At 65.5% G+C, this 24177-nt stretch carries 19 protein-coding genes; 13 read left to right on the top strand and 6 right to left on the bottom strand.

Annotation, left to right across the window (positions count from 1 at the left end; genetic code table 11):
• Positions 1-563 precede the first annotated feature (563 nt).
• Positions 564-1526: a LysR substrate-binding domain-containing protein gene (locus ASD94_RS10300; protein ID WP_056642340.1), complete on the bottom strand. Its 963-nt coding sequence runs from the start codon at positions 1524-1526 to the stop codon at positions 564-566.
• A 148-nt stretch (positions 1527-1674) separates the two neighbouring features.
• On the opposite strand from ASD94_RS10300, the gene ASD94_RS10295 reads away from it, so the two are divergent.
• The 13 genes from ASD94_RS10295 (at position 1675) to dgoD (ending at position 17645) form a co-directional block, all read left to right on the top strand.
• Positions 1675-3126 (top strand): aldehyde dehydrogenase family protein, encoded by a 1452-nt coding sequence (locus tag ASD94_RS10295; RefSeq protein WP_056642337.1) that lies wholly within the window; start codon positions 1675-1677, stop codon positions 3124-3126.
• A gap of 73 nt (positions 3127-3199) precedes the next feature.
• On the top strand, positions 3200-4165 hold the full coding sequence (locus tag ASD94_RS10290; protein ID WP_056642400.1) for an ABC transporter substrate-binding protein: 966 nt from the start codon (positions 3200-3202) through the stop codon (positions 4163-4165).
• 184 nt (positions 4166-4349) lie between these two features.
• Positions 4350-5420: a multiple monosaccharide ABC transporter substrate-binding protein gene (chvE, locus tag ASD94_RS10285; RefSeq protein ID WP_056642333.1), complete on the top strand. Its 1071-nt coding sequence runs from the start codon at positions 4350-4352 to the stop codon at positions 5418-5420.
• Positions 5421-5530: 110 nt separating this feature from the next.
• Positions 5531-7048 (top strand): multiple monosaccharide ABC transporter ATP-binding protein, encoded by a 1518-nt coding sequence (mmsA, locus tag ASD94_RS10280; RefSeq protein WP_056642330.1) that lies wholly within the window; start codon positions 5531-5533, stop codon positions 7046-7048.
• Between the two features lies 1 nt (position 7049).
• Positions 7050-8279, top strand: a complete 1230-nt coding sequence (gene mmsB, locus ASD94_RS10275; RefSeq protein WP_056642327.1) for a multiple monosaccharide ABC transporter permease — start codon at positions 7050-7052, stop codon at positions 8277-8279.
• Positions 8276-9829, top strand: coding sequence for a sugar ABC transporter ATP-binding protein (locus ASD94_RS10270; protein ID WP_235510618.1), 1554 nt, complete (start codon positions 8276-8278; stop codon positions 9827-9829). Before mmsB ends, ASD94_RS10270 begins: the two co-directional genes overlap by 4 nt.
• Positions 9822-10868, top strand: a complete 1047-nt coding sequence (locus ASD94_RS10265; protein ID WP_056642324.1) for an ABC transporter permease — start codon at positions 9822-9824, stop codon at positions 10866-10868. Before ASD94_RS10270 ends, ASD94_RS10265 begins: the two co-directional genes overlap by 8 nt.
• On the top strand, positions 10865-11902 hold the full coding sequence (gene yjfF / locus ASD94_RS10260) for a galactofuranose ABC transporter, permease protein YjfF (protein ID WP_056642322.1): 1038 nt from the start codon (positions 10865-10867) through the stop codon (positions 11900-11902). Before ASD94_RS10265 ends, yjfF begins: the two co-directional genes overlap by 4 nt.
• 34 nt (positions 11903-11936) lie before the next feature.
• On the top strand, positions 11937-13670 hold the full coding sequence (locus ASD94_RS10255) for an IlvD/Edd family dehydratase (RefSeq protein ID WP_056642320.1): 1734 nt from the start codon (positions 11937-11939) through the stop codon (positions 13668-13670).
• Between the two features lie 112 nt (positions 13671-13782).
• Positions 13783-14721, top strand: coding sequence for a dihydrodipicolinate synthase family protein (locus ASD94_RS10250; protein WP_056642316.1), 939 nt, complete (start codon positions 13783-13785; stop codon positions 14719-14721).
• 11 nt (positions 14722-14732) lie between these two features.
• Positions 14733-15785, top strand: coding sequence for a 2-dehydro-3-deoxygalactonokinase (locus ASD94_RS10245; protein WP_056642312.1), 1053 nt, complete (start codon positions 14733-14735; stop codon positions 15783-15785).
• The gene (locus ASD94_RS10240; RefSeq protein WP_056642309.1) at positions 15782-16441 is read left to right on the top strand and encodes a 2-dehydro-3-deoxy-6-phosphogalactonate aldolase; all 660 of its coding nucleotides are present in this window, start codon (positions 15782-15784) and stop codon (positions 16439-16441) included. The genes ASD94_RS10245 and ASD94_RS10240 overlap by 4 nt, the downstream gene beginning before the upstream one ends.
• 55 nt (positions 16442-16496) lie before the next feature.
• Positions 16497-17645, top strand: a complete 1149-nt coding sequence (gene dgoD, locus ASD94_RS10235) for a galactonate dehydratase (RefSeq protein WP_056642308.1) — start codon at positions 16497-16499, stop codon at positions 17643-17645.
• 170 nt (positions 17646-17815) lie between these two features.
• On the opposite strand, the gene ASD94_RS10230 is transcribed toward dgoD, so the two are convergent.
• The 5 genes from ASD94_RS10230 to ASD94_RS10210 are packed head-to-tail and all read right to left on the bottom strand — an operon-like array spanning position 17816 to position 24159.
• Positions 17816-18754: a nitronate monooxygenase family protein gene (locus tag ASD94_RS10230; RefSeq protein WP_056642305.1), complete on the bottom strand. Its 939-nt coding sequence runs from the start codon at positions 18752-18754 to the stop codon at positions 17816-17818.
• A gap of 11 nt (positions 18755-18765) precedes the next feature.
• Positions 18766-19761 (bottom strand): nitronate monooxygenase family protein, encoded by a 996-nt coding sequence (locus ASD94_RS10225; RefSeq protein ID WP_056642302.1) that lies wholly within the window; start codon positions 19759-19761, stop codon positions 18766-18768.
• 3 nt (positions 19762-19764) lie between these two features.
• Entirely contained in the window at positions 19765-20871 is a 1107-nt protein-coding gene (locus ASD94_RS10220; RefSeq protein WP_056642299.1) for a CaiB/BaiF CoA-transferase family protein, read from the bottom strand.
• Positions 20868-22970, bottom strand: a complete 2103-nt coding sequence (locus tag ASD94_RS10215) for an acetate--CoA ligase family protein (RefSeq protein WP_082576830.1) — start codon at positions 22968-22970, stop codon at positions 20868-20870. The genes ASD94_RS10220 and ASD94_RS10215 overlap by 4 nt, the downstream gene beginning before the upstream one ends.
• A gap of 40 nt (positions 22971-23010) precedes the next feature.
• Positions 23011-24159: an acyl-CoA dehydrogenase family protein gene (locus ASD94_RS10210; protein ID WP_056642293.1), complete on the bottom strand. Its 1149-nt coding sequence runs from the start codon at positions 24157-24159 to the stop codon at positions 23011-23013.
• Positions 24160-24177: the final 18 nt, after the last annotated feature.

Below are 24177 nucleotides of genomic sequence, written 5' to 3'. Positions count from 1 at the left end.
ACGCCACCCCGCGCCCTGCGCGCCCCAGGCGCATACAGAAGGGAACCCGGGGAGCGGACATCCACACGGGCCATTGCTGCGCTCGGCCCCGTCTCGCCGGCGCAAGCGCCTCGCGCTACGCAGGCGCGGCCGAGCGCAGCGATGGCCCGTGTGGCTGTTCGGCTGTTGGATGTTTGGCCCCCCCCCTGCTGGCTGCGCCTGCGGCGGGGCGGTTGTGGGGTGAGCATGGGCGTCGAAGCGCCCATGCTTCGTGAACTGACTCGCCGTGGCTGTCCGAGCGGCGCGCGCCAGCGCAAAGCGAGTTCCACGGCGCACCCCGCAACCGCACCGCCGCAGGTTTGCCCCTTCGCACCGCGAAGGGGGGGTCGCAGACTGGGGGTCGCCTTTTCTTTGGTGACTTTCTTTTGGCGAAGCAAAAGAAAGTTACTCGCATGCCGGGCGACTCCCGGCCTCCGCCCTCAACAAAGGCACGCCACCCAATCAGCGCACGAAAAAACACTACAAAATCAATAGCTACCAACGCATATCCCACTAGCACATCCAGCCAATAACACCCAAAACTATCAATCCGCCACCTCCAACCGCCGCCCATACTGCACCAGACTCGTCTGCTTCAACGCCTTCATCATCACCTTCGCCGCCGGCGACAACAGCCGGTCCGACCGCGTGATGATCCCGAACGCATCCATATGGCACGGCATCGCCAGCGGCAACACCGTCACGATCCCATGCGCCGCGTAATAGCGCGCCACATCCTCCGCCACCACCGCAATCATGTCGCTCTGCTGCAGCATGCGGGTGATGAACAACAGGGCCGATGTCTCCACCGTGTGCAGCGGCGGCGCCAGCCCGTCCTGCTGGAACATCAGGTCAAACCGGTGCCGCAGCACGCTGCCCGCAGGCGGCACGATCCAGCTGGCCGACACCACGTCGCGCAGCGTCAACCCGCTCATGCTCGACAGCGGGTGGCCCGGGCGCGTCATGGCGCAGACCAGTTCCTCCGTCAGCGACTCATAACGCAGGTTCTCCTTGTCGTGCTCCTCGTACAGGCGGCCCACCACGATGTCGAGCTTGCCCTGCTCCAGCCGCTCCAGCAGCACCGGGCTGGTTTCGATGTCGAGCGAAATGCGCAGGCTGGGGTGCTCCTGCTTGACCTGCGCCACGGCGGCGGGCAGCAGGCTCAGGCCGGGTGAGGTGATGGCGCCAATGCCCACCTGGCCGTAATGCCCGCGCTTGAGCGCGCCGATCTCGTCGTGCGCCTGGTTCAGGTTGGCCAGCGCCATGCGCGCGTGGCGAATCATCGTTTCGCCATACCAGGTGGGGCGCATGCCGCGTGGCAGGCGGTCGAACAGCGACACCTCCAGCACGTCCTCCAGGTCCTTGAGCAGCTTGGACGCGGCGGGCTGGGTCATGCTGAGCACCTGGGCGGCGCGGTGGATGTTGCCCTCCTCGGCCAGGGCCACCAGCAGCAGCAGTTGGCGCGTCTTGAGGCGGGCGCGGATGAACCAGTGGTTGTAGGTGCTCATGGATGGATGGACGAAAGGAAGGGAGGGCGAGAAAAGGGAGGGGTTTTCCAGAATGCAAAGAACGATATGTATTTTGTCTAAAAAACGATTGGATTGATATCAAAACCTTCCATAGACTTCGCCGCAACTGCAACAAAGGCCTCTCTCCATGAAGCTCGGCGACCTCCAGCTCAGCCCCCGGCACCTGATCAATGGCCGGTGGGAAATCGGCACCACTACCGGCATCAGTACCAACCCGTCGGACACCCGCGAGGTGGTGGCCGAATACGCCCGCGCCGACCGCAACCAGACCGAGCTGGCCGTGCGCGCCGCGGCCGATGCCCTGCCCACCTGGAGCCAGAGCACGCCCCAACGCCGCGCCGACGTGCTGGACATGATTGGCAGCGAGCTGCTGGCCCGCAAGGACGAGCTGGGCGCGCTGCTGGCCCGTGAAGAAGGCAAGACCCTGCCCGAGGGCGTGGCTGAGGTGGCGCGCAGCGGGCAGATCTTCAAGTTCTTTGCGGGCGAGGCGCTGCGCATTCAGGGCGAGCTGCTGGCCTCTGTGCGCCAGGGCGTGCAGGTGGATGTGACCCGCGAGCCCGTGGGCGTGGTGGGCATCATCGCGCCGTGGAACTTCCCGTTCGCCATCCCGGCCTGGAAGATCGCCCCGGCCCTGGCCTACGGCAACACCGTGGTGTTCAAGCCCGCCGAGCTGGTGCCCGCCTGTGGCTGGGCGCTGGCCGAAATCATCAGCCGCAGCGGCCTGCCCGCCGGTGCGTTCAACCTCATCATGGGCAGCGGCCGCGAGGTGGGGCAGACGCTGGTGGATCACCCGCTGGTCAACGCGCTGAGCTTTACCGGGTCGGTGGCCACGGGCGACCGCATCCTGCGCGCCGCCAGCCAGCGCCGCGCCAAGGTGCAGCTGGAGATGGGCGGCAAGAACCCGCTCATCGTGCTGGCCGACGCCGACCTGGACCAGGCGGTGGACTGCGCGCTGCAGGGCTCGTATTTCTCGACGGGCCAGCGCTGCACGGCATCAAGCCGCCTCATCGTCGAGGCCGAAGTGCACGACGCCTTTGTGGCGCGCCTGCGCAACCGGCTGGCCAGCCTGAAGGTGGGCCACGCGCTGGAGCGTGGCACCGAGATGGGCCCGGTGGTGGATGACAACCAGCTGGCCCAGAACCTGAGCTATATCGACATTGCGCGCAATGAGGGAGCGGAGCATGTCTGGGGTGGCGAGCGCCTGGAGCGCCCCACCCCAGGCCATTACATGAGCCCCGCCCTCTTCCTGGCCCGGCCCGAGCACCGCGTGGCGCGCGAGGAAATCTTTGGCCCCGTGGCCTGCGTGCTGCGGGCCGACGATTACGACCACGCACTGGCCCTGGCCAACGACACGCCGTTTGGTCTGTGCGCGGGCATCTGCACCACGTCGCTCAAGCGCGCCATGCACTTCAAGCGCCACGCCGCCGTGGGCATGACCATGGTGAACCTGCCCACGGCGGGTGTGGACTTCCATGTGCCGTTTGGTGGCCGCAAGGAGTCGAGCTACGGCGCCCGTGAGCAAGGGCGCTACGCGGCCGAGTTCTACACCACGGTCAAGACGGGCTACATGCTGGCCTGAGCCTTCTTCTTTTTTTCCTTCTTTCCATCCCGCAACCGTCGTCAACCAACCATTACAGACAGGAGACAAGATGATGAAAATGAACCGCCGCACCGTTGCTGCCGCCTTGGCCAGCGTGCCCGTGGCCGCCTTGCTGCCCGGCGCAGCCTGGGCGCAAAAGCCCCTGGTGCTGGGCTTCAGCCAGGTGGGGGCCGAGAGCGAATGGCGCACCGCCAATACCGAGTCCATCAAGTCCGCCGCCAAAGAGGCCGGCATCGAGCTGAAATTCTCGGACGCACAGCAAAAGCAAGAGAACCAGATCAAGGCCATCCGCTCGTTCATCGCGCAGAAGGTGGACGTGATTGCGTTCTCGCCCGTGGTGGAGTCCGGCTGGGAGCCCGTGCTGCGCGAGGCCAAGGCCGCCAAGATCCCCGTGGTGCTGACCGACCGCGCCGTGAACACCAAGGACACGTCGCTCTACGTGACCTTCATGGGCTCGGACTTTGTGGAAGAAGGTCGCAAGGCCGGCCGCTGGCTGGTGGAAAAGATGAAGGACCAGAAGGGTGAGGTCAACATCGTCGAGCTGCAGGGCACCGTAGGCTCCGCCCCCGCCATCGACCGCAAGAAGGGCTTTGAGGAAATCATCAAGGCCGACCCCAAGTTCAAGATCATCCGCAGCCAGACCGGCGACTTCACCCGCGCCAAGGGCAAGGAAGTGATGGAAGCCTTCCTGAAGGCCGAGGGCAAGAAGATCAACGTGCTGTACGCACACAACGACGACATGGCGATTGGCGCCATCCAGGCCATCGAAGAGGCCGGCATGAAGCCCGCCAAGGACATCGTGATCATCTCTATCGACGCGGTGAAGGGCGCTTTCGAAGCCATGATCGCCGGCAAGCTCAACGTGAGCGTGGAGTGCAGCCCCCTGCTGGGCCCGCAACTCATGGCCGCAGTCAAAGACATCAAGGCTGGTAAAGCGGTGCCCAAGCGCATCGTGACCGAGGAAGGCATCTTCCCGATGGAAGTGGCGGCCAAGGAAATGCCTAACCGCAAGTACTAACCCCCTGAGGCGCTGCGCGCCTTCCCCCTTCCCGCATCGCTGCGCGATGCGGGAAGGGGGACGCCACCGGCCCGGCGGGGCGGCCCTTGGGCGGTGGCACTGGCATTGGGCAGCGACAGTTTCGCTAGGCCGTGGCGCATCCAAGCGGCAATCAAATCAAAACAACCCCAGGAGACAGACTCAAATGAAGCGTGCAATTTTCAAGGCCGTGTTGGCCACCGTGGCACTGGCTGCCATCGGTGCCACGTCTGTGGCATCGGCCCAGGACAAGGGCGCCATCGGCATCTCGATGCCCACCAAGTCCTCGGCGCGCTGGATTGCCGATGGCGACAACATGGTCAAGGTGCTCAAGGAGCGCGGCTACAAGACCGACCTGCAGTACGCCGATGACGACATCCCCAATCAGCTCGCGCAGATCGAGAACATGATCACCAAGGGCGCCAAGGTGCTGGTGATCGCGTCGATTGACGGCACCACGCTGTCCAAGGCGCTGCAAAACGCGGCCGACAAGGGCGTGAAGGTCATTGCGTACGACCGCCTCATCAAGGGCTCGAAGAACGTGGACTACTACGCCACGTTCGACAACTTCCAAGTGGGTGTGCTGCAGGCCACCTCCATCGTGGACAAGCTGGGCCTCAAGCAAGGCAAGGGCCCGTTCAACATCGAACTGTTCGGCGGCTCGCCGGACGACAACAACGCCTTCTTCTTCTACGACGGTGCCATGAGCGTGCTGCAACCGTACATCGACAGCGGCAAGCTGGTGGTGCGCAGCAAGCAGACCGGCATGAACAAGGTGGGCACGCTGCGCTGGGACGGTTCGGTGGCCCAGGCGCGCATGGACAACCTGCTGTCTGCCTACTATGGCAAGGACAAGGTGCATGCCGTGCTGTCGCCCTATGACGGCATCTCCATCGGCATCCTGTCGTCCCTGAAGGGTGTGGGCTACTGCACTGCGCAGCAGCCCTGCCCCGTGGTCAGCGGCCAGGACGCTGAGGTGCCTTCCATCAAGTCCATCCTCAAGGGTGAGCAGTCCTCCACGGTGTTCAAGGACACCCGCGAGCTGGCAAAGGTAGCCGCCAACATGGTGGACGCCGTGCTGACGGGCAAGCAGCCTGAAATCAACGACGCCAAGACCTACAACAACGGCGTGAAGGTGGTGCCTTCGTACCTGCTCAAGCCAGTGGCGGTGGATTCCTCCAACTGGAACACGGTGTTGGTAGGCAGTGGGTACTACAAGGAATCGCAAATCAAGTGAGCACGAGCGGCTTCTGCATCTAAAGCCGCCGCCTGCGATTGCCATTGGGGCAGCGCAGGCGGCCTGCAACCGGGACGAGGCCAGAGGCCCCGCCAACAGACTGAGAGACCATGCTTCTTGAAATGCGGAACATCCGCAAAACCTTCCCCGGCGTGGTGGCGCTGAACCAGGTCAACCTGCAGGTGCAGGCCGGGGAGATCCATGCCATCGTCGGCGAAAACGGGGCGGGCAAATCCACGCTGATGAAGGTGCTGTCGGGTGTGTACCCGCACGGCAGCTACAGCGGCCAGATCCTGTTCGACGGGCAAGAGCGCGAGTTTGCGGGCATCCGCGACAGCGAGCACCTGGGCATCATCATCATTCACCAGGAGCTGGCGCTGGTGCCCCTCCTGTCGATTGCCGAGAACATCTTCCTGGGCAACGAAACCGCGCGCCACGGCGTCATCGACTGGATGGCCGCCCACAGCCGCGCCCAGGCGCTGCTGCACAAGGTGGGCCTTCGCGAATCGCCCGACACGCCCGTGGGCCAACTGGGCGTGGGCAAGCAGCAGCTGGTGGAGATTGCCAAGGCTTTGTCGCGCAAGGTGCGCCTGCTGATCCTGGACGAGCCCACCGCCAGCCTCAACGAAAACGACAGCCAGGCCCTGCTGGACCTGCTGCTGGAGCTGAAGGCCCAGGGCATCACCTGCATCCTGATCTCGCACAAGCTCAACGAAATCTCGCGCGTGGCCGATGCCATCACGGTGCTGCGCGACGGCAGCACCGTGCAGATGCTGGACTGCCGCGAAGGCCCGGTGAGCGAAGACCGCGTGATCCAGGCCATGGTGGGCCGCGAGATGAGCGACCGCTACCCCCAGCGCCAGCCGCAAGTGGGCGACATTGTTTTTGAGGTTCGCAACTGGCGCGCCCACCACCCGCAGCGCAGCGACCGCGAGCACCTCAAGGGCATCGACCTGAACGTGCGACGCGGCGAGATCGTGGGCATCGCAGGCCTGATGGGCGCAGGCCGCACCGAGCTGGCCATGAGCATCTTTGGCCGCTCGTGGGGCCAGCGCATCAGCGGCGAGGTGCGGCTGCACGGCCAGCCGATCGATGTGAGCACGGTAGAGAAAGCCGTGAGTCACGGCCTGGCCTACGTGACTGAAGACCGCAAGGGCAACGGCCTGGTGCTGAACGAAGACATCCAGTTCAACACCTCGCTGGCCAACCTGCCAGGCGTGTCGTTCGCCAGCGTGATCGACAACGGCCAGGAACACCGCGTGGCGCAGGACTACCGCGAAAAGCTGCGCATCCGCTGCTCGGGCGTGGACCAGAAGACGCTGAACCTGTCGGGCGGCAACCAGCAAAAAGTGGTGCTGAGCAAATGGCTGTTCACCAGCCCCGAGGTGCTCATCCTCGACGAGCCCACACGCGGCATCGATGTGGGTGCCAAGTACGAGATCTACACGCTGATTGCCCAGCTGGCGGCCGAGGGCAAGTGTGTGATCGTGATCTCCTCCGAAATGCCCGAGCTGCTGGGCATCACGGACCGCATCTATGTGATGAACGAAGGCCGCTTTGTGGCCGAGATGCCCACTGCCGAAGCATCCCAAGAACGAATCATGCGAGCGATTGTGAAAGCCAGTTGATATGAGCCAGACCACCCATCCCCCTGCCAGCACGTTGGCCGACGGAAATCCGACAGCCGCAGTGCGGCACGACAAGTCGCTGCTCCACCACCTGCAGCACAACCTGCGCGAATACGGCATGTTGATCACGCTAGTGGCCATCATGGGCTTCTTCCAGTACATGACCGAGGGCACGCTGATGCAGCCCTTGAACCTGACCAACCTGGTGCTGCAGAACAGCTACATCGTCATCATGGCGCTGGGCATGCTGTTGGTCATCGTGGCCGGGCACATTGACCTGTCGGTGGGCTCGGTGTGTGGCTTCATCGGCGCACTGGCAGCGGTGCTGATGGTCGAATACAACTGGCACTTTGTGCCTGCCACGCTGGTGTGCCTGCTGTGCGGCGGGCTCATCGGCGCCATTCAAGGCAGCTTTGTGGCCTTCTCGCGCATCCCCTCGTTCATCGTCACGCTGGCAGGCATGCTGGTGTTCAAAGGCCTGGCGCTGGCGCTGCTGGCGGGGCAGTCGGTGGGGCCGTTCCCCTCAGCCTTCCAGATGCTCAGCTCGGGCTTCATCCCCGACCTGTTCAGCGTGGAGGGGCTGCGCCTGACCTCGCTGCTGCTGGGCGCCGCCGTGGCTGCCGCCTTGGCCGTGGGCGGCCTGCGCCAGCGCGCCAACCGCTTGCGCCACGGCGTGCAGACAGAGCCTGCGGGCCTGTTCGTCGCACGTACCGTGGTGTTTGGTGGCCTGCTGGTGTACTTCAGCTACCTGCTGGCTTCGTACAAGGGCCTGCCCAATGTGCTCATCGTGATGGCGCTGCTGATCGTGCTGTTCGACTTCGTCACCAGCCGCACCACCATCGGCCGCCGCATCTATGCCATGGGTGGCAATGAGAAGGCGGCCAAGCTCTCGGGCATCAAGACGGAACGGCTCACGCTCTACGCCTTCATCAACATGGGCGTCCTGGCCGCCCTGGCCGGGCTGGTGTTTGCGGCGCGGCTCAATACCGCCACGCCCAAGGCAGGCTTGGGTTTTGAGCTGGACGTGATAGCAGCCTGCTTCATCGGCGGCGCATCGGCCTCAGGCGGGGTGGGCAAGGTGATGGGTGCGGTCATTGGCGCCTTTGTGATGGGCGTGATGAACAACGGCATGTCCATCCTGGGCATCGGCATCGACTACCAGCAGGTCATCAAGGGCGTGGTGCTGCTGGCCGCCGTGCTGGTCGATGTCTACAACAAGAACAAGGCATGACGGCCGCCATGGACGCGTCCACCGCCCACGCCTCTGCTGCTGCCCCGGTGCTGCAGCTCTCGGGCATCCACAAGCAGTTTGCGGGCATCCCTGTGCTGCGCGATGTACAGCTCAACCTTTACCCTGGCGAGATCCACGCGCTGATGGGGCAAAACGGTGCGGGCAAGTCCACGCTGATCAAGGTGCTGACGGGCGTGCTGGAGGCCAGCGGCGGCCAGATGCGGTTGGGCGGAGAAGCCGTGTGGCCCGATTCGCCGCTGGCCGCGCAGCGACTGGGCATCAGCACCGTGTACCAAGAGGTCAACCTCTGCCCCAACCTCTCGGTGGCCGAGAACATCTTTGCGGGCCGCTACCCGCGCTGTGGTGTTGCGCAAGGTTTTCGCATCGATTGGGCCACGCTGCACCAGCGCGCGCGCGAGCTGGTGGCGCGCATCGGCCTGCAGATCGACGTGACGCGCCTGCTGTCGGACTACCCCGTGGCCGTGCAGCAGCTGGTGGCGATTGCGCGCGCACTCAGCATCGAATCGCGTGTGCTGATCCTGGACGAACCCACCTCCAGCCTGGACGACGACGAGGTGAAAAAGCTCTTCGAGGTGCTGCGCCGCTTGCGCAGCGAGGGGCTGTCCATCGTCTTTGTGACGCACTTTTTGAACCAGGTGTATGCCGTCTCCGACCGCATCACTGTGCTGCGCAATGGCAGCTGGGTGGGTGAGTGGCTGGCCAAGGACCTGGGGCCGCAGGCCCTGATCGCCGCCATGCTGGGTCGCGACCTGGCTGCTGCGTCGGAGCAACCTGCACCCGCACCCGCCGTGGACAGTCGCCAGGCCACCTTGCTGCACGCAGAGGGCCTGGGGCAGGACACGCAACTGCAGCCGCTGCACCTACAGATCCGTGCAGGTGAGGTGGTGGGCCTGGCTGGGCTGCTGGGCTCGGGCCGCACCGAGCTGGCCCGCCTGTTGTTTGGCCTGGAGCAGCCCGACCGGGGCGCGCTGCGCATCGACGGGCAGGTGGTGAAATTTGCCAACCCCATGGACGCCATCCGCCATGGCCTGGCCCTGTGCCCCGAAGAGCGCAAGACCGACGGCATCGTGGCCGAGCTGTCGGTGCGCGAGAACATTGCGCTGGCGCTGCAGGCGCGCATGGGGGTGGGCAAGTTCCTCTCACGCGCCGAGCAGACGGCGCTGGCCGAGCGCTATGTGAAGTTGCTGGGCATCAAGACCGAGACGGTGGACAAGCCCATCGGCCTGCTGTCGGGCGGCAACCAGCAGAAGGCCATCCTTGCGCGCTGGATGGCCATCGAACCGCGCCTGCTCATCCTGGACGAACCCACGCGCGGCATCGACGTGGCCGCCAAGCAGGAAATCATGGACCAGATCCTGCGCCTGGCGCAGGCGGGCATGGCCGTGCTGTTCATCTCTTCCGAAATGAGCGAGGTGGTGCGCGTAGCGCACCGCATCGTGGTGCTCCGCGACCGCCACAAGGTGGGCGAGCTGCCCGCAGGCAGCAGCGAGGACGCCGTCTACGACCTGATTGCTGCCGAACATGTCTGAACGCTCACCTTCCCTTTTGGTGGCGCTGCTGCGCCACCGCCTGGCCTGGCCGCTGATCACGCTGGCGCTGCTGCTCATCGTGAACACCGTTTTCAACAGCAGCTTCCTGCACATCGAATGGCGCGACGGCCACCTGTACGGCAGCCTCATCGATATCCTGAACCGCGCTGCACCGCTGGTGCTGGTATCGCTGGGCATGACGCTGGTGATTGCCACGCGCGGCATCGACATCTCGGTGGGCGCCGTGGTCGCGATAGCTGCTGCTGTGGCCGCGTGGCTCATCGGCGGCTCGGTGTCGGGCACCGAAAGCCGGTTCCCGCTCCCGGTCGCCATCCTGGGCGCCATCGGCATCGCACTGCTGTGCGGACTGTGGAATGGTGTGCTGGTGGCCAAGGTGGGCATGCAGCCCATCATTGCCACGCTGATCCTCATGGTGGCAGGCCGGGGCATTGCCCAGCTCATCACCGACGGGCAGATCATCACCATCTACTACACGCCCTACTTCTTCATGGGCGGCGGGTACCTGGCGGGGCTGCCGTTCTCGCTGTTTGTGGTGGCCGTGGTCTTTGCCGTGCTGTACCTGGCCATCACGCGCACGGCGCTGGGCCTGTTCATCCAGGCGGTGGGCATCAACCCCACGGCAGCGCGCGTGGCGGGTGTGCAGGCGGGGCGGCTTATCGTGGCGGCCTATGTGTTCTGTGGCGTGTGCGCGGGCATTGCGGGGCTGCTGATCAGCTCCAACGTGAAGAGCGCCGACGGCAACAACGCCGGGCAGCTGCTGGAGCTGGACGCCATCCTGGCCGTCACGCTGGGTGGCACCGCACTCACGGGCGGGCGCTTCAGCCTGGTTGGCAGCGTGATTGGTGCGCTCATCATCCAGACGCTGACCTACGCCATCTACTCGCTGGGCGTGCCGCCCGAGATCAACCTGGTAGTGAAGGCCGTGGTGGTGTTCATCGTGATGCTGCTGCAGTCGCCCGAGTTTCGAGCGCAAGTCGGCGCGCTGGCACGCCGTCCTGGCGCGGGAGCCTTGCAATGAGCGCCGTGCCCAAGACTGCAGGCTTCAGCAGCGTGAGCCACCCTGCCCCACCGGCCGCCAATGCGCGCGCGCGATTCAACCCCAAGTACCTGCCGCTGGCCGCCACCATTTCGCTGTTCGTGGCCATGGCCACGCTGGGCTCGGTGCTGTACACCGGGTTCTTCTCGGCCCAGGTGTTCCTCAACCTGCTGATCGATAACGCCTTCCTCATCATCGTGGCGGTAGGCATGACCTTCGTCATCCTGTCGGGCGGCATCGACCTCTCGGTGGGCTCGGTGGTGGCACTGACCACCATGGTGCTGGCTGCGCTGGTGGAACACCGGGGCTGGAACCCTCTAGCCGCCATCCCGCTGGTGCTGCTAATGGGCACGGCGTTTGGCGCGTTCATGGGTTTCCTCATCGAGCGCTTTCGGCTGCAGCCCTTCATCGTCACGCTGGCGGGCATGTTCCTGGCGCGGGGGCTGTGCTACCTGATCAGCATTGACTCGATCAGTATCACGCACGAGGGCTACTCCGAGCTGGCCCAGTGGCGCTTGCCGCTGTGGGAAGGCGCATCGCTCTCGCTGGGCGCGCTCATCGCCATCGCCGTGCTGCTGGTGGCCCTGTTTGTCGCGCACTGCACGCCGTTTGGCCGCACTGTGTATGCAGTGGGCGGTAGCGAGCACTCGGCCGTGCTCATGGGTTTGCCGGTGCGCCGTACGCTGATCGGCGTGTACACGCTGTCGGGCTTCTGCTCGGCGCTGGCGGGCGTGGTGTTCACGTTTTACATGCTGTCGGGCTATGGCCTGCATGCCGTGGGCATGGAGCTGGACGCGATTGCCGCCGTGGTCATTGGCGGCACGCTGCTCACCGGCGGCGTGGGCTATGTGGCGGGCACGCTGTTTGGCGTGCTCATGCTCGGAATCATCCAGACCCTGATTTCCTTCGACGGCACGCTCAGTTCCTGGTGGACGCGCATCGTCGTCGGCGTACTGCTGTTCGCTTTCTGTCTGCTGCAGCGGCTGCTCTCGCGCCGCACAGGCAAGGCCCGTTGACCCTTCATTTCTCCTCTTTCTCTCGCACCCCACCATGACCACCCCCAAGCGCAAACTCCGCTCCACCGAATGGTTCGGCACCGCCGACAAGAACGGCTTCATGTACCGCAGCTGGATGAAGAACCAGGGCATCCCCGACCACGCGTTCGACGGCCGTCCCGTGATCGGTATCTGCAACACCTGGTCCGAGCTGACCCCGTGCAACGCCCACTTTCGCAAGATTGCCGAGCATGTGAAGCGCGGCATTTACGAGGCAGGCGGCTTTCCGGTGGAGTTCCCTGTGTTCTCCAATGGCGAATCCAACCTGCGCCCCACCGCCATGCTCACGCGCAACCTGGCCAGTATGGATGTGGAAGAGGCCATTCGCGGCAACCCCATCGACGCGGTGGTGCTGCTGGTGGGCTGCGACAAGACCACGCCCGCGCTGCTGATGGGTGCGGCCAGCTGCGACGTGCCGGCCATCGTGGTCACGGGCGGGCCCATGCTCAACGGCAAGCTCGACGGCAAGGACATCGGCTCGGGCACCGCCGTGTGGCGCCTGCACGAGTCACTGAAAGCCGGCGAGATCAACGAGCACCAGTTCTTCGCGGCCGAGGCCGGCATGTCCCGCTCTGCCGGCACCTGCAACACCATGGGCACGGCCAGCACCATGGCCTGCGTGGCTGAATCGCTGGGCACATCGCTGCCGCACAACGCAGCCATCCCGGCGGTGGACTCGCGCCGCTATGTGCTGGCGCACATGTCGGGCAAGCGCATTGTGGAAATGGCACACGAAGGGCTCACGCTCTCCAAGATCCTGACCCGCGAGGCGTTCGAGAACGCCATCCGCACCAACGCCGCCATCGGCGGCTCGACCAACGCTGTCATTCATTTGAAAGCCATCGCAGGCCGCATCGGCGTGCAGCTCGACCTGGAGGACTGGACCCGCATCGGCCGTGGCACGCCCACCCTGGTGGACCTGCAGCCCTCGGGCCGCTTCCTGATGGAAGAGTTCTACTACGCGGGCGGCCTGCCCGCCGTGCTGCGCCGCCTTGGCGAGAACGGCCTGCTGCCCCACCCCAACGCGCTCACCGTCAACGGCAAGAGCCTGTGGGACAACGTGCGCGAGGCGCCGCAATACAACGACGAGGTGATCCGCCCGATCAGCAACCCGCTGATTGCCGACGGTGGCATCTGCATCCTGCGCGGCAACCTGGCGCCGCGTGGCGCGGTGCTCAAGCCCTCCGCCGCCTCGCCCGAACTGCTCAAGCACCGGGGCCGTGCCGTGGTGTTCGAGAACCTGGAGCACTACAAGGAGCGCATCGTCGATGAAAACCTGGACATCGACGCCAGCTGCGTGATGGTGCTCAAGAACTGCGGCCCCAAGGGCTACCCCGGCATGGCCGAGGTGGGCAACATGGGCCTGCCGCCCAAGCTGCTGCGCCAGGGCGTGAAGGACATGGTGCGCATCTCCGATGCCCGCATGAGCGGCACCGCCTACGGCACGGTGGTGCTACACGTGGCGCCCGAGGCCGCTGCACTCGGCCCCCTGGCTGCGGTGCGCGATGGCGACTTCATTGAGTTGGACTGCGAGAACGGCCGGTTGCACCTGGATATCAGCGACGAGGAACTGGCCGCGCGCTTGGCTGCCTTGGCGGGCACCGACAACGGCGGGCGCGGCGGCTACCAACGCCTGTATGTGGACCACGTGCTGCAGGCTGACGATGGCTGCGACTTCGACTTTCTGGTCGGCTGCCGGGGGGCTGCTGTACCCCGCCACTCGCATTGATGCGCCCTCTGAGACGCTCGCCGCAGTCAATCGCTACAAATTCAATAGCTACCAGCGCAAATTCAACTAGCGCTAGAGGCATATTCCACTCAAATTTTTGCCCATACCCGCCATGCCTGCCCTCCATTCCCTCCAGAACCCTCGCTACCGAGGCATCTTCCCCGTCGTGCCCACCACCTTCCACGAAGACGGCACGCTGGATCTGAACAGCCAGAAGCGCTGTCTCGACTTCATGATCGATGCGGGCGTGGACGGCGTCTGCATCCTGGCCAACTTCTCCGAGCAGTTCTCGCTGTCGGATGCCGAGCGCGAAGCCCTCACCCGCACATCGCTGGAGCATGTGGCGGGCCGTGTGCCAGTCATCGTCACCACCACCCACTACGGCACGCGCGTGTGCGCCGAGCGCAGCCGCGCCGCGCAGGACATGGGCGCGGCCATGGTGATGGTCATGCCGCCTTACCACGGTGCCACCTTCCGCGTGCCCGAGGCGCAGATTTACGAGTTCTATGCCCGAGTGTCGGATGCGATCCGCATCCCGATCATGGTGCAGGACGCACCCGCCAGCGGCACCGTGCTGTCGGCACCGTTCCTCGCGCGCATGGCGCAGGAGATCGAGAACCTGGCCTACTTCAAGATCGAAGTGCCCGGCGCCGCCAGCAAGCTGCGCGAGCTAATCCGACTGGGGGGTGACGCCATCGAAGGCCCGTGGGATGGTGAAGAAGCCATCACCCTGCTGGCTGACCTGGATGCCGGCGCCACGGGCGCGATGACGGGCGGCGCCTTCCCCGACGGTATCCGCCCCATCATCCAGGCGCACCGCCAGGGCGACATGGACCAGGCGTTTGCGCTCTACCAGCGCTGGTTGCCGCTCATCAACCACGAAAACCGCCAGGGCGGCATCCTCACGGCCAAGGCACTGATGAAGGAAGGCGGCGTGATCACCTCCGAGGCGGGCCGCCACCCCTTCCCGGCCATGCACCCCGAAGTGCGGCGCGGCCTGATCGACATCGCGCGGCGGCTGGACCCGCTGGTGCTGCGCTGGGCGCGTTAAGCAGGACACGCATGGTGCCCGCACGTTTTCTGGTGCCCGCCGAGGCGGGCCTGATTGCCCTGGACTGGGGCACCAGCGCGTTGCGCGCCTTCCGCATGGGCGCGCATGGCGAGGTGCTGGAGACGCGGCACCGCCCCTGGGGCATCATGAACCTGCCCCCGGCCGCGAGCGATGTAGTCGATACGGAACCCGGCGCCGCATTTGAACGCGCGGTGCAGGACACCTGTGGCGACTGGCTGGCCGCCGCACCCGGCCTGCCCCTGCTGGCCTGCGGCATGGTGGGCAGCGCCCAAGGCTGGTGCGAGGCCAAGTACCTGCCCACGCCGACCTCGCTCGACGCACTGGCCCGGGGCCTGACGTTGGTGGCGCGGCGCGACGGCACACCGTTGCACATCGTGCCGGGCCTGTTGCAGCAGGGCACCTTACCCAACGTGATGCGCGGTGAAGAAACCCAGGTGCTGGGCGTGCTGGCGGACCTTGCACAGCCTGCGAACGCGCCCGTACTCATCGGCCTGCCCGGCACGCACAGCAAATGGGTGCTGGCACGGCAAGGCCGCATCGAACAGTTCCACACTTTCATGACCGGCGAGGTGTTTGCTGCGCTGCGAGGCCACACCATTCTGGGCAAGACCATGCAGGCTGCAGCAGCACCCGACGACGATGCCTTTGCGCGCGGGCTAGAAGTGGCACGTGGCAACGATGCCGCACTGGGCCTGCTGTCGCACATCTTCAGCACACGCACGCTGGGGCTGACCGGCGCGCTGGCGCCTACCGCGCAAGCGGACTACCTCTCGGGCCTGCTGATCGGGCACGAGGTGGCGAGCCTGAGCCGCGCGCAGGATCAAACCCCAACAACACCACAAACGCTGGTGCTTTGCGGCGAGCCCGACCTGTGCCGCCGCTACGCCGTCGCGCTGCAGACCCATGGCTTTGCCGCCCCCACCATCGCCACGCAGGCCACGGCCACCGGGCTGTGGCAGATCGCGCTGGCGGCAGGGCTGGTCGTTGCGCCCGCACCCGCCTCCTCCTCACACCCCTTCACCTCCGGGAGCCTGCCCGCATGAACCCCATCGACAAAGCCCTGTTCCACATCCTGCAGCGCTGCGGGCTCATCGCCATCCTGCGCGGCGTGCAGCCGCACGAGGTGGTGGCCATCGGCCACGCACTGTACGACGCGGGGTTTCGCATCATCGAAGTGCCGCTCAACTCGCCCGAGCCGCTGGCCAGCATCCGCGCACTGCGCGATGCACTGCCTGCCGACTGCCTCGTGGGCGCAGGCACCGTGCTCTCCATCGATGCCGTGGCCGATGTCGCGGCGGCCGGCGGGCAGATCATCGTCATGCCCCACAGCGACCCCGATGTGATCCGCGCCGCCCGTGCTGCCGGCATGGCCTGCGCGCCGGGCGTCGCCACGCTGACCGAGGCCTATGCCGCACTGGCGGCGGGCGCCAACATGCTGAAGCTCTTCCCGGCCGAAGCGCTGCCGCCCCATGTACTCAAGGCCTGGCGCGCCGTCATCACGCCGCCCATGGCACTGGTGCCCGTGGGCGGCATCGTGCCCGAGAGTATCGCGCCGTATGCCGCCGCTGGCGCCAGCGGCTTTGGTTTGGGCTCGGCCCTGTACCGGCCCGGCGACCAGCCCCCCGAAGTGGCGCACAAGGCCGCAGCGTTTGCACGGGCGTGGCAGGCGTCGTTTAGCACCTCGCCCACCACCGCCTGAACTTCCCCACTCGTCCCCAACAACTCCGCGTTTCGCAACGCATTGCAGCGCCCCCATGAAGATCACCCGACTCACCACGTTCATCGTTCCGCCACGCTGGTGCTTTCTCAAAATCGAAACCGACGAAGGCATCGCCGGCTGGGGGGAGCCTGTGCTGGAGGGCCGCGCCCACACCGTGGCCGCTGCGGTCGATGAGCTGGCGGACTACCTCGTTGGCAAAGACCCGCGCCACATCGAAGACCACTGGACGGTGCTGTACCGTGGCGGCTTCTACCGGGGTGGCGGCGTACACATGAGCGCACTGGCGGGCATCGACCAGGCGCTGTGGGACATCAAGGGCAAGGCACTGGGCGTGCCCGTGGCCGAGCTGCTGGGCGGCAACGTGCGCAGCCACATCAAGGTCTACAGCTGGATCGGCGGCGACCGCCCCAGCGAGACAGCCGCCGCCGCTCAAGCCGCCGTGGCACGCGGCTTCACGGCCGTGAAAATGAACGGCACCGAAGAAGTGCAGTACGTGGACAGCTACGACAAGGTGGAGCGCTGCCTGCAGAACGTGGCCGCCGTGCGCGAGGCCGTGGGCCCCAATGTGGGCATCGGCGTGGACTTCCACGGCCGCGTGCACCGGCCCATGGCCAAGGTGCTGGTCAAGGAGCTGGAGCCCTACAAGCTCATGTTCATCGAAGAACCCGTACTGAGCGAACACGAGGAGGCGCTCAAGGAAATAGCGCACATCTCGTCCACCCCCATCGCCTTAGGCGAGCGCCTGTACTCGCGCTGGGACTTCAAGCGCGTGCTGCAAGGCGGCTACGCCGACATCATCCAGCCCGACCCCTCTCACGCAGGCGGCATCACCGAAACCCGCAAGATCGCCAGCATGGCCGAGGCCTACGACGTGGCACTGGCCCTGCACTGCCCGCTAGGGCCCATTGCCCTGGCGGCCAACCTGCAGCTGGACGCGGTTTGCTACAACGCCTTCATCCAGGAGCAGAGCCTGGGCATCCACTACAACCAGGCCAACGACCTGATGGACTATGTCTCCAACCCCGAGGTGTTTGCGTACCAGGATGGGATGGTGGCGATCCCGAACGGGCCGGGTTTGGGCATTGAGGTGAACGAAGCGTATGTGCGCGAGCGCGCGGTAGAGGGGCACCGGTGGAGGAATCCGGTGTGGCGGCATCGGGATGGGAGTTTTGCGGAGTGGTGAGGGGGTTGAGAGCCTCGTTAGCTGATTCGGCAGGATTGGACGGCTCCAGGTTGATAGCCGTCGTAGATGTATGGCTGCTCATGACTGCATGTGTGCGTACCGGACACTGACGGCTACAGGGAACATACTGTGCCGCTGCAATCCCAGCGGGTGAATACAGGCTACACAGGCTACTTGGCAGCCCGATACTCCATCTTCATGGACTGAACGAGTTCGGCAGCAGTGGGTAGGGATGTCACACCCGACACCGAATGCCCCGCACTCCAAAGATCTGACCACCGTTGAATGACGGGCCCTTCAGATCCTCCGCCAAACTTCTTGCGCGCCTCCTGAACCGATACCGTCTCGTCCAGAGCCTCTGGATCGAGCCCAACCTGGACGATAGACGGCTTCAGGAAGTTGGCAGGCAGTCCCGTGAAGGCGCGTGTGGCGAGCACATCGTCCATGGAACTTTCCAGAAGCATCTCTTTGTAGTCCGCTGTCGCCATGCTTTCCTGGGTGGCGATGAATCGCGTTCCCACGCACCCCAGGTCGCAACCCAACACCGTGGCTGCGCGCAGTGCCACACCGTCCGAGAGTCCGCCCGACAGCACGATGGGGCCGTCGAACATCTGGCGTACAGCACGTACGAAGGCGAACGGGTTGGCCCAGCCGGTGTGCCCGCCGGCGCCGGACGACAGCAGAACGAGGCCATCGACACCCGCTTCCAGCGCGCGCTCTGCATGGTGGAGCGAGGCCACATCGGCAAACACGAGGCAGCCGCCGTCACGCAACGCAGGAATCACCGAAGCGGGCGACCCCACACTGGTGATCACCAGTTCCGCGCCGTGGCGCACGATCAAGTCCACTTCGGCCTTGAGGCGTGCGGGGTCGCGCCGCATGATGAGGTTGGGGCAATAAGGCGCTCGGCTGGGCTGTTCTTTGGCCTCGCGCCGAAGTCGCTGCAACCACGCCGCGAACTCGTCCAGAGACGTGCAATTGGCCGTGGGAAACGCACCGATGACGCCAGCCGCGCAAGCGGCCGAGACCAGATCGATGCCCGAGACACGCAGCATAGGGGCCGCAATGACGGGCACCACCAGCCGCTCCATAAAAGGCAGTCGGTTCATTCTTGTTCCATTCAGTTCTGTGAATGCATTGCGCGAAGGGCCGCGATGGCCTGCACCGCTTCGTCCACGAGGTCATTGACGATGGCCTGGAGCGGCTCGATGCGTTGGGCGAATGCGATGGATGGCCCCAGGGAGACCATGCCATGGCGCCAGTCGCCCTCGGCGTAGCAGCAGTCGCGCGCGACGGTTCCACTGACGAGGCTGCCGAACGCAGCGTGTTCAGTGGCACCAGCCCGCTCGATGGCCTGAACCTGGCGCGCGGTGTCGTTCAGCAGCACGCGCCAGGTGGTGCCCAGTGACTGCAGCAACCGCACCGTGGAGTGCTCGTCGCAGGTGAGCAAATGCTCCTTGTAAAGAGGGTGCGTCTGGATCTCCTCGCACACCAGAAAGCGGCTGCCAATGAGCACACCGTCCAGCCCCTGAGCCAGCACCGCGGCCAGTTGCCTGCCGCGGCCGATGCCGCCCCCCAGCACCACGGGCACCTTGAACTGGCCATGGGCGAGAGCGCCCATCAGCATGGTGGGCAGCTCGTTCATGCCGGGGTGACCGCCCTCTTCCATGCCGACCAAAGCAATGGCATCGGCACCTGCGCGCTCTGCGGACAAAGCGTGGCGGATGCTGGAGGCCTTGTGGACAATGACGGCGTTGGCTTTGTGCAGCGCTTTGATGAGTTCCGCAGGCGCATGTCCTGCTGTCTCGAACACCTTCACGCCATACGCCAGGGCGGCATCCATCCAGCGTGGAACCGTGATGTTGGCTTCGGGCCGGTGCGAGAGCGTGAGGTTCACACCAAACGGTTTGCCGCGGGTCAGCGCAGAGCAGAGCGCAAGCGCGTCGCAGAAATCCGCTTCGCTGGCATACGACCGGGGCGTGATGAAGCCCATGCAGCCCGCGTTCACCAGCGCGGCCACATACCTGGCGTCGGACAGCCACATCAGTCCGCCGCCCAGGATGGGATGGTCGATCCCCAGAAGCTGCGTAATGCGCGTGCGCAGGACGGCTGCCATGACTCAGTCGATCCCTGCGCCCAGTGACGGCGCGCCCGCCAGGTCGGTGCCGCCCATCCCCTCCATGGCCACCGGAAAGCGGACCCATGGCATGTCGTCCCCAGCGCCAAACTTGCCGCGCGAGGCAAAGTGCGCCTGGGTCGACAGTTCTGCGGGGTGCACCACAGGCGCGGCGGGAACGTCGTGACGGCACAGCAGCTCGAAGGCTTCACGCGAATCCAGTGACTCCATGGCCTGCTCAATGCGCAGATTGATCGCATCAGCGACTGCCTTGCGGGTCTTGTGTGTGGCGTACTCCGGCCCGTCAAAGGGCGCGAGCGGCAGCGCTGTGCAGAGGCGCTTCCAGAAATGGTCTTCCAGCGCAGCAATCGACACGTAGCGCCCATCCTTGCAACGGAACGCGCCGTAGGCGGCCTTCACCAGCGTGGCCTCGCGCTGCGCTTGCACCGTGCGCGCGCCGGCCGACCGGTAGGCACCCAGCCGTGGGTTCATCCAGTGCAAGGCGCAATCGGCCAGCGCCACGTCCAGGTACTGCCCCCGGCCTGTGGCTTCGCGCTGGAACAGCGCGGCGAGCGTGGCGGACAGCGCGTACATGGTCCCGCACAGGTCGGCCACCGGCAGCCCGAAGCTTTGCGCGGGGACGCCATTCGCTTGGCCTGACACCGCCAGCACGCCCGCAGCGGCCAGGTAGTTGATGTCATGCCCCGGCAGGTCGGCCCAGGGCCCTGTCTGCCCGTAGCCACTGAGGGACACATAGATGAGTCGCGGAAAGGCCTGGCAGAGTGCGGAGGCATCCAGCCCCAGTCGCGCCATCACGCCCGGGCGATAGGACTCGACCACTACATCGGCCGATGCGATCAGCGCGCGAACGTGATCGCGCTGGGCTTCGTCCTTGAGGTCCACCATCAGGCTCTGCTTGCCCCGGTTCACGGCCTCGAACGCTCCCTGCCCCAGATGGCGCGCGTTGTCGCCGTGCGGCGGGCGCTCGATCTTGATGATGCGCGCGCCCATCTCCGCCAGGTTCTGCGTCAGGAAGGGCCCCGGCAGCAGCTCACTGAAATCCACCACCGTGATGCCCTGCAGCGGCGGCCGGGCTGTAGTGGCGGTCATTCGACGGTTCTTTCGATGATCACGGCATCGAGCGGCAGCACGCCCTCGCCTTGCGCGCCAATCCACACGGGGTTGAGGTCCATCTCCTCGATACGGCCTGCGTTGTGCATCACGAAGTCCGAGATGCGCAGCAGCAGTGTGTGCAGCGCATCCAGGTCCGCCGGCGGGCGGCCACGCGCGCCTTCCAGCAAGGGGAAGCACCGCATCTCGCGGACCATCGCAGCGGCCTCGCTGGCGGAAAGCGGCAGCATGCGCCGGGTGACGTCGCGCAGAATCTCCACGTAGATGCCGCCCAGGCCGAAGGTCATCACATGGCCGAACACCGGGTCGCGCGTGACGCCGACCATCAACTCCAGGCCTCCGCTCGGCGCCATCTTCTCGATGAGCAGACCGTCGATGTGCGCGTCAGGCCGGTGGTGCTTCGCGGCCACCATGATGTCTTCCCAGGCTTGGCGCAGTTCGTCGGCGTTCTGAAGCCCCACGATGACGCCGCCGATGTCGGACTTGTGCACGATCTGCTCGCTGGCGATCTTGGCCACCACGGGGTAACCCATGCCGTTGGCGGCTGCGACGGCAGCCTCCATCGTCGGTGCCAGTGCGTTGGGCAGTAACGGGATACCGGCTGCCAGCAACTGGGACTTGGCCTCGGCCTCAGACAGGCTGCGCGTGGCGCTGGCGGGCGGCAACGCCGCTGCTGGGTTCAACGGGGTGTGCGTGCCGCGCGAACGCGTCCAGCGGCCATATTCGATCCAGCGCTGGATGGCTTTGATGGCCTTGCCCACCGACCGTGGCGGTGCAAAACCGCCTTCAACCAGCATGCGATAGCCATCGCCCATGCGATCGCTCATCCAGATGGGAAGGATCGGGGTGGCGCAACCTTTCTGCGCCGCAATGATGGTGCGCGCCAGCTGGATCGTGGTGTCGCCATAGTCCAGCGCGATCGGAACGATCACGCAGCCCAGGTGGGGGTCCGCCGCCACGGCGCTCAATGACTTTTCGATCAGCGCCGCATCGCTCAGTACGGCGGCGGTGGTGTCCACCGGGTTGTCCAGCGCAGCGAAGTCGGGCAGCAGATCGGCCAGGGCTTGCCGTGTGTGCGGGGCAAACTGCGCGAGGGTCAGGCCTGCGGTGCCCACAGCATCCGCCGTCAAGGCCGCCGTGCCACCCGACGAGGTGTAGATGGCCACCCCTTCGCTGGGTGCCGGCTCGCCCCGCGCGAACAGCCAGGCCGTATCGACCAGCTCGTCGATGTCATCCACCTCGATCACGCCACACTGCTTGAACACGGCGCTGTTCACCTCGGCCGATCCGGTCAGGGATGCGGTGTGAGATTGCGCCGCCTTCTGCCCGTAGGCCGACTTGCCCACCTTGAGTGCGATCACGGGCTTGCCGTTGGCCGCCGCGCGGTTCACGGCGGCCACAAACTTCGCGCCGTCCTTGATGCCCTCCAGCAAGGTCACGATCACCTTGATGTCGGGGGCATCGGCCATGTAGTGGATGAAGTCGGCCACCTGCAGGTCCACCTCGTTGCCGGTGGAGGCCCACAGGCCAATGCCGATGCCCCGGTCCATGGCCTGCATCACGTTGCGCCCCAGGCCACCTCCCTGCGTGGCCAGGCCGATGGGCCCCTTCACCAGGTCGTGCGGGAACGACGGCGAAAAGGTCAGACCCAGGCGGTGGTTGACGTTGGTGAGGCCCGGGCAGTTGGGACCGTACAGGCGCATGCCGCCTGCGTCAGCAATCTCCTTGAGTCGCACCTGGGCGCGTTCGCCTTCTTCTCCGGCCTCGCCAAAGCCCGAAGTCAGCACGATGGCAAACAGCACGCCCCGCGCCGCGCACTCCTCGGCCACGGCCAGCACACCCGATGCGGGCACCACGATCACCGCCACGTCGGGCGTGGCGGGCAGCGATGCCACACTGGGCCAGCAGCGGTGCCCGCGGATTTCTGCCTTGGTCGGGTTGACGAGGTAGATGTCCCCGTCGAACTCGGAATGGTCCAGCAGGTTGGTCAGCGTGCGCTCGCCGATGCTCTGCGGGCGGTCGGACGCGCCCACAAGGGCAATCGAGCGGGGGCGGATCAGTCGTGAAATATCAGTCAATCTTGTCTCCTGGTCGTTATAGGTGCGGTGATGCCGAGGGTCAGGCAATCGCTGAGATACCCAGGATTTCGCGACCAGCGATCAAGGTCTGCACTTCTGTGGTGCCTTCAGGGATCGTGCCGCCGCGCGTGTCGCGGAAGATCCGCTCAATGGGGTAGTCGGTGGCGTAGCCCAGGCCGCCATGCACCTGCAGCGCCATGCTGGCGACTTCGTGTGCGGCCTCGGTGGCGTAGAGCTTGGCGATGGAGCAGGCAGTGCGCGCATCGGCATTGGCGTCGAGGGCTGCGGCAGCGCGCAGGCTCAGTGCCCGGGCGGCTTCCACGCGGATCGTCATGTCCACGATGAGCTTTTGAACCAGTTGAAAACTACCGATGGGCTTGCCGAATTGGGTGCGGGTGCGGGCATAGTCGATGGACAGGTCGAGCGCAGCCTGCGCAGCGCCCACAGCACCCATGGCAATGTTGACGCGCGCGCCGTCCAGGCCCATGAGCATCTTCTTGAGCGCGTTGCCTTCTTCGCCCAGCAGGTTCTCGCGGGGCACCTTGACGTTGTCGAACGCCAGCTCCGCCGTGCCGGTGCTGCGCAGCACCATGGTGTCGACATTGCGCACTTCATAGGGCGATACATCGCGCTCTATCAGGAAAGTGGAGAGCCCACCTTGGCAGTCGGGGCTGAACGTGCGGGCGACCACGATGCCGAAGTCGCCAAAGGCGCCGTTGGTGATCCACAGCTTGCGGCCGTTGAGGACGTAGTGGTCACCCTGCAGGTCTGCGCGCGTCTGGACCTGGGCGATGTTCGATCCCGTGCCTGGCTCGCTGATGGCATTGAACACCTTGCGTTCGGACGCCAGCAGGGGCTTCAGGAAGCGTTCGCGCTGCTCTTCGTTGGCCTCGGCCGCCAGCTTGTTGATGGCCGCGTTGGTGATGTTCACCATGGTCCGCAGCGACAACCAGGTGTAGCCCGCTTCTTCCATGAGCATGGCCCAGGTCATCTGGTCCATGTCCATGCCGCCCAGGGCCTCGGGCAAGCGGCCACCGATGTATCCGAACTGGGACAGCTCCTTGAGGAGTTCGAAGGGGAAGGTCTTGTCCCGGTCGTGCTGGGCCACGTGGGGTGCGACCTCGCTTTTCATGAAGCGGCGCACGCTGTCGCGCAGCATTTCTTGTTCGGAACTCATCGTTGCATACATGGCTATGTCTCCTGGGTT

This window comes from Acidovorax sp. Root70 (genome assembly GCF_001428225.1).
GTDB lineage: Bacteria > Pseudomonadota > Gammaproteobacteria > Burkholderiales > Burkholderiaceae_C > Acidovorax.
This window is presented reverse-complemented; position numbering and strand designations above follow the sequence as displayed.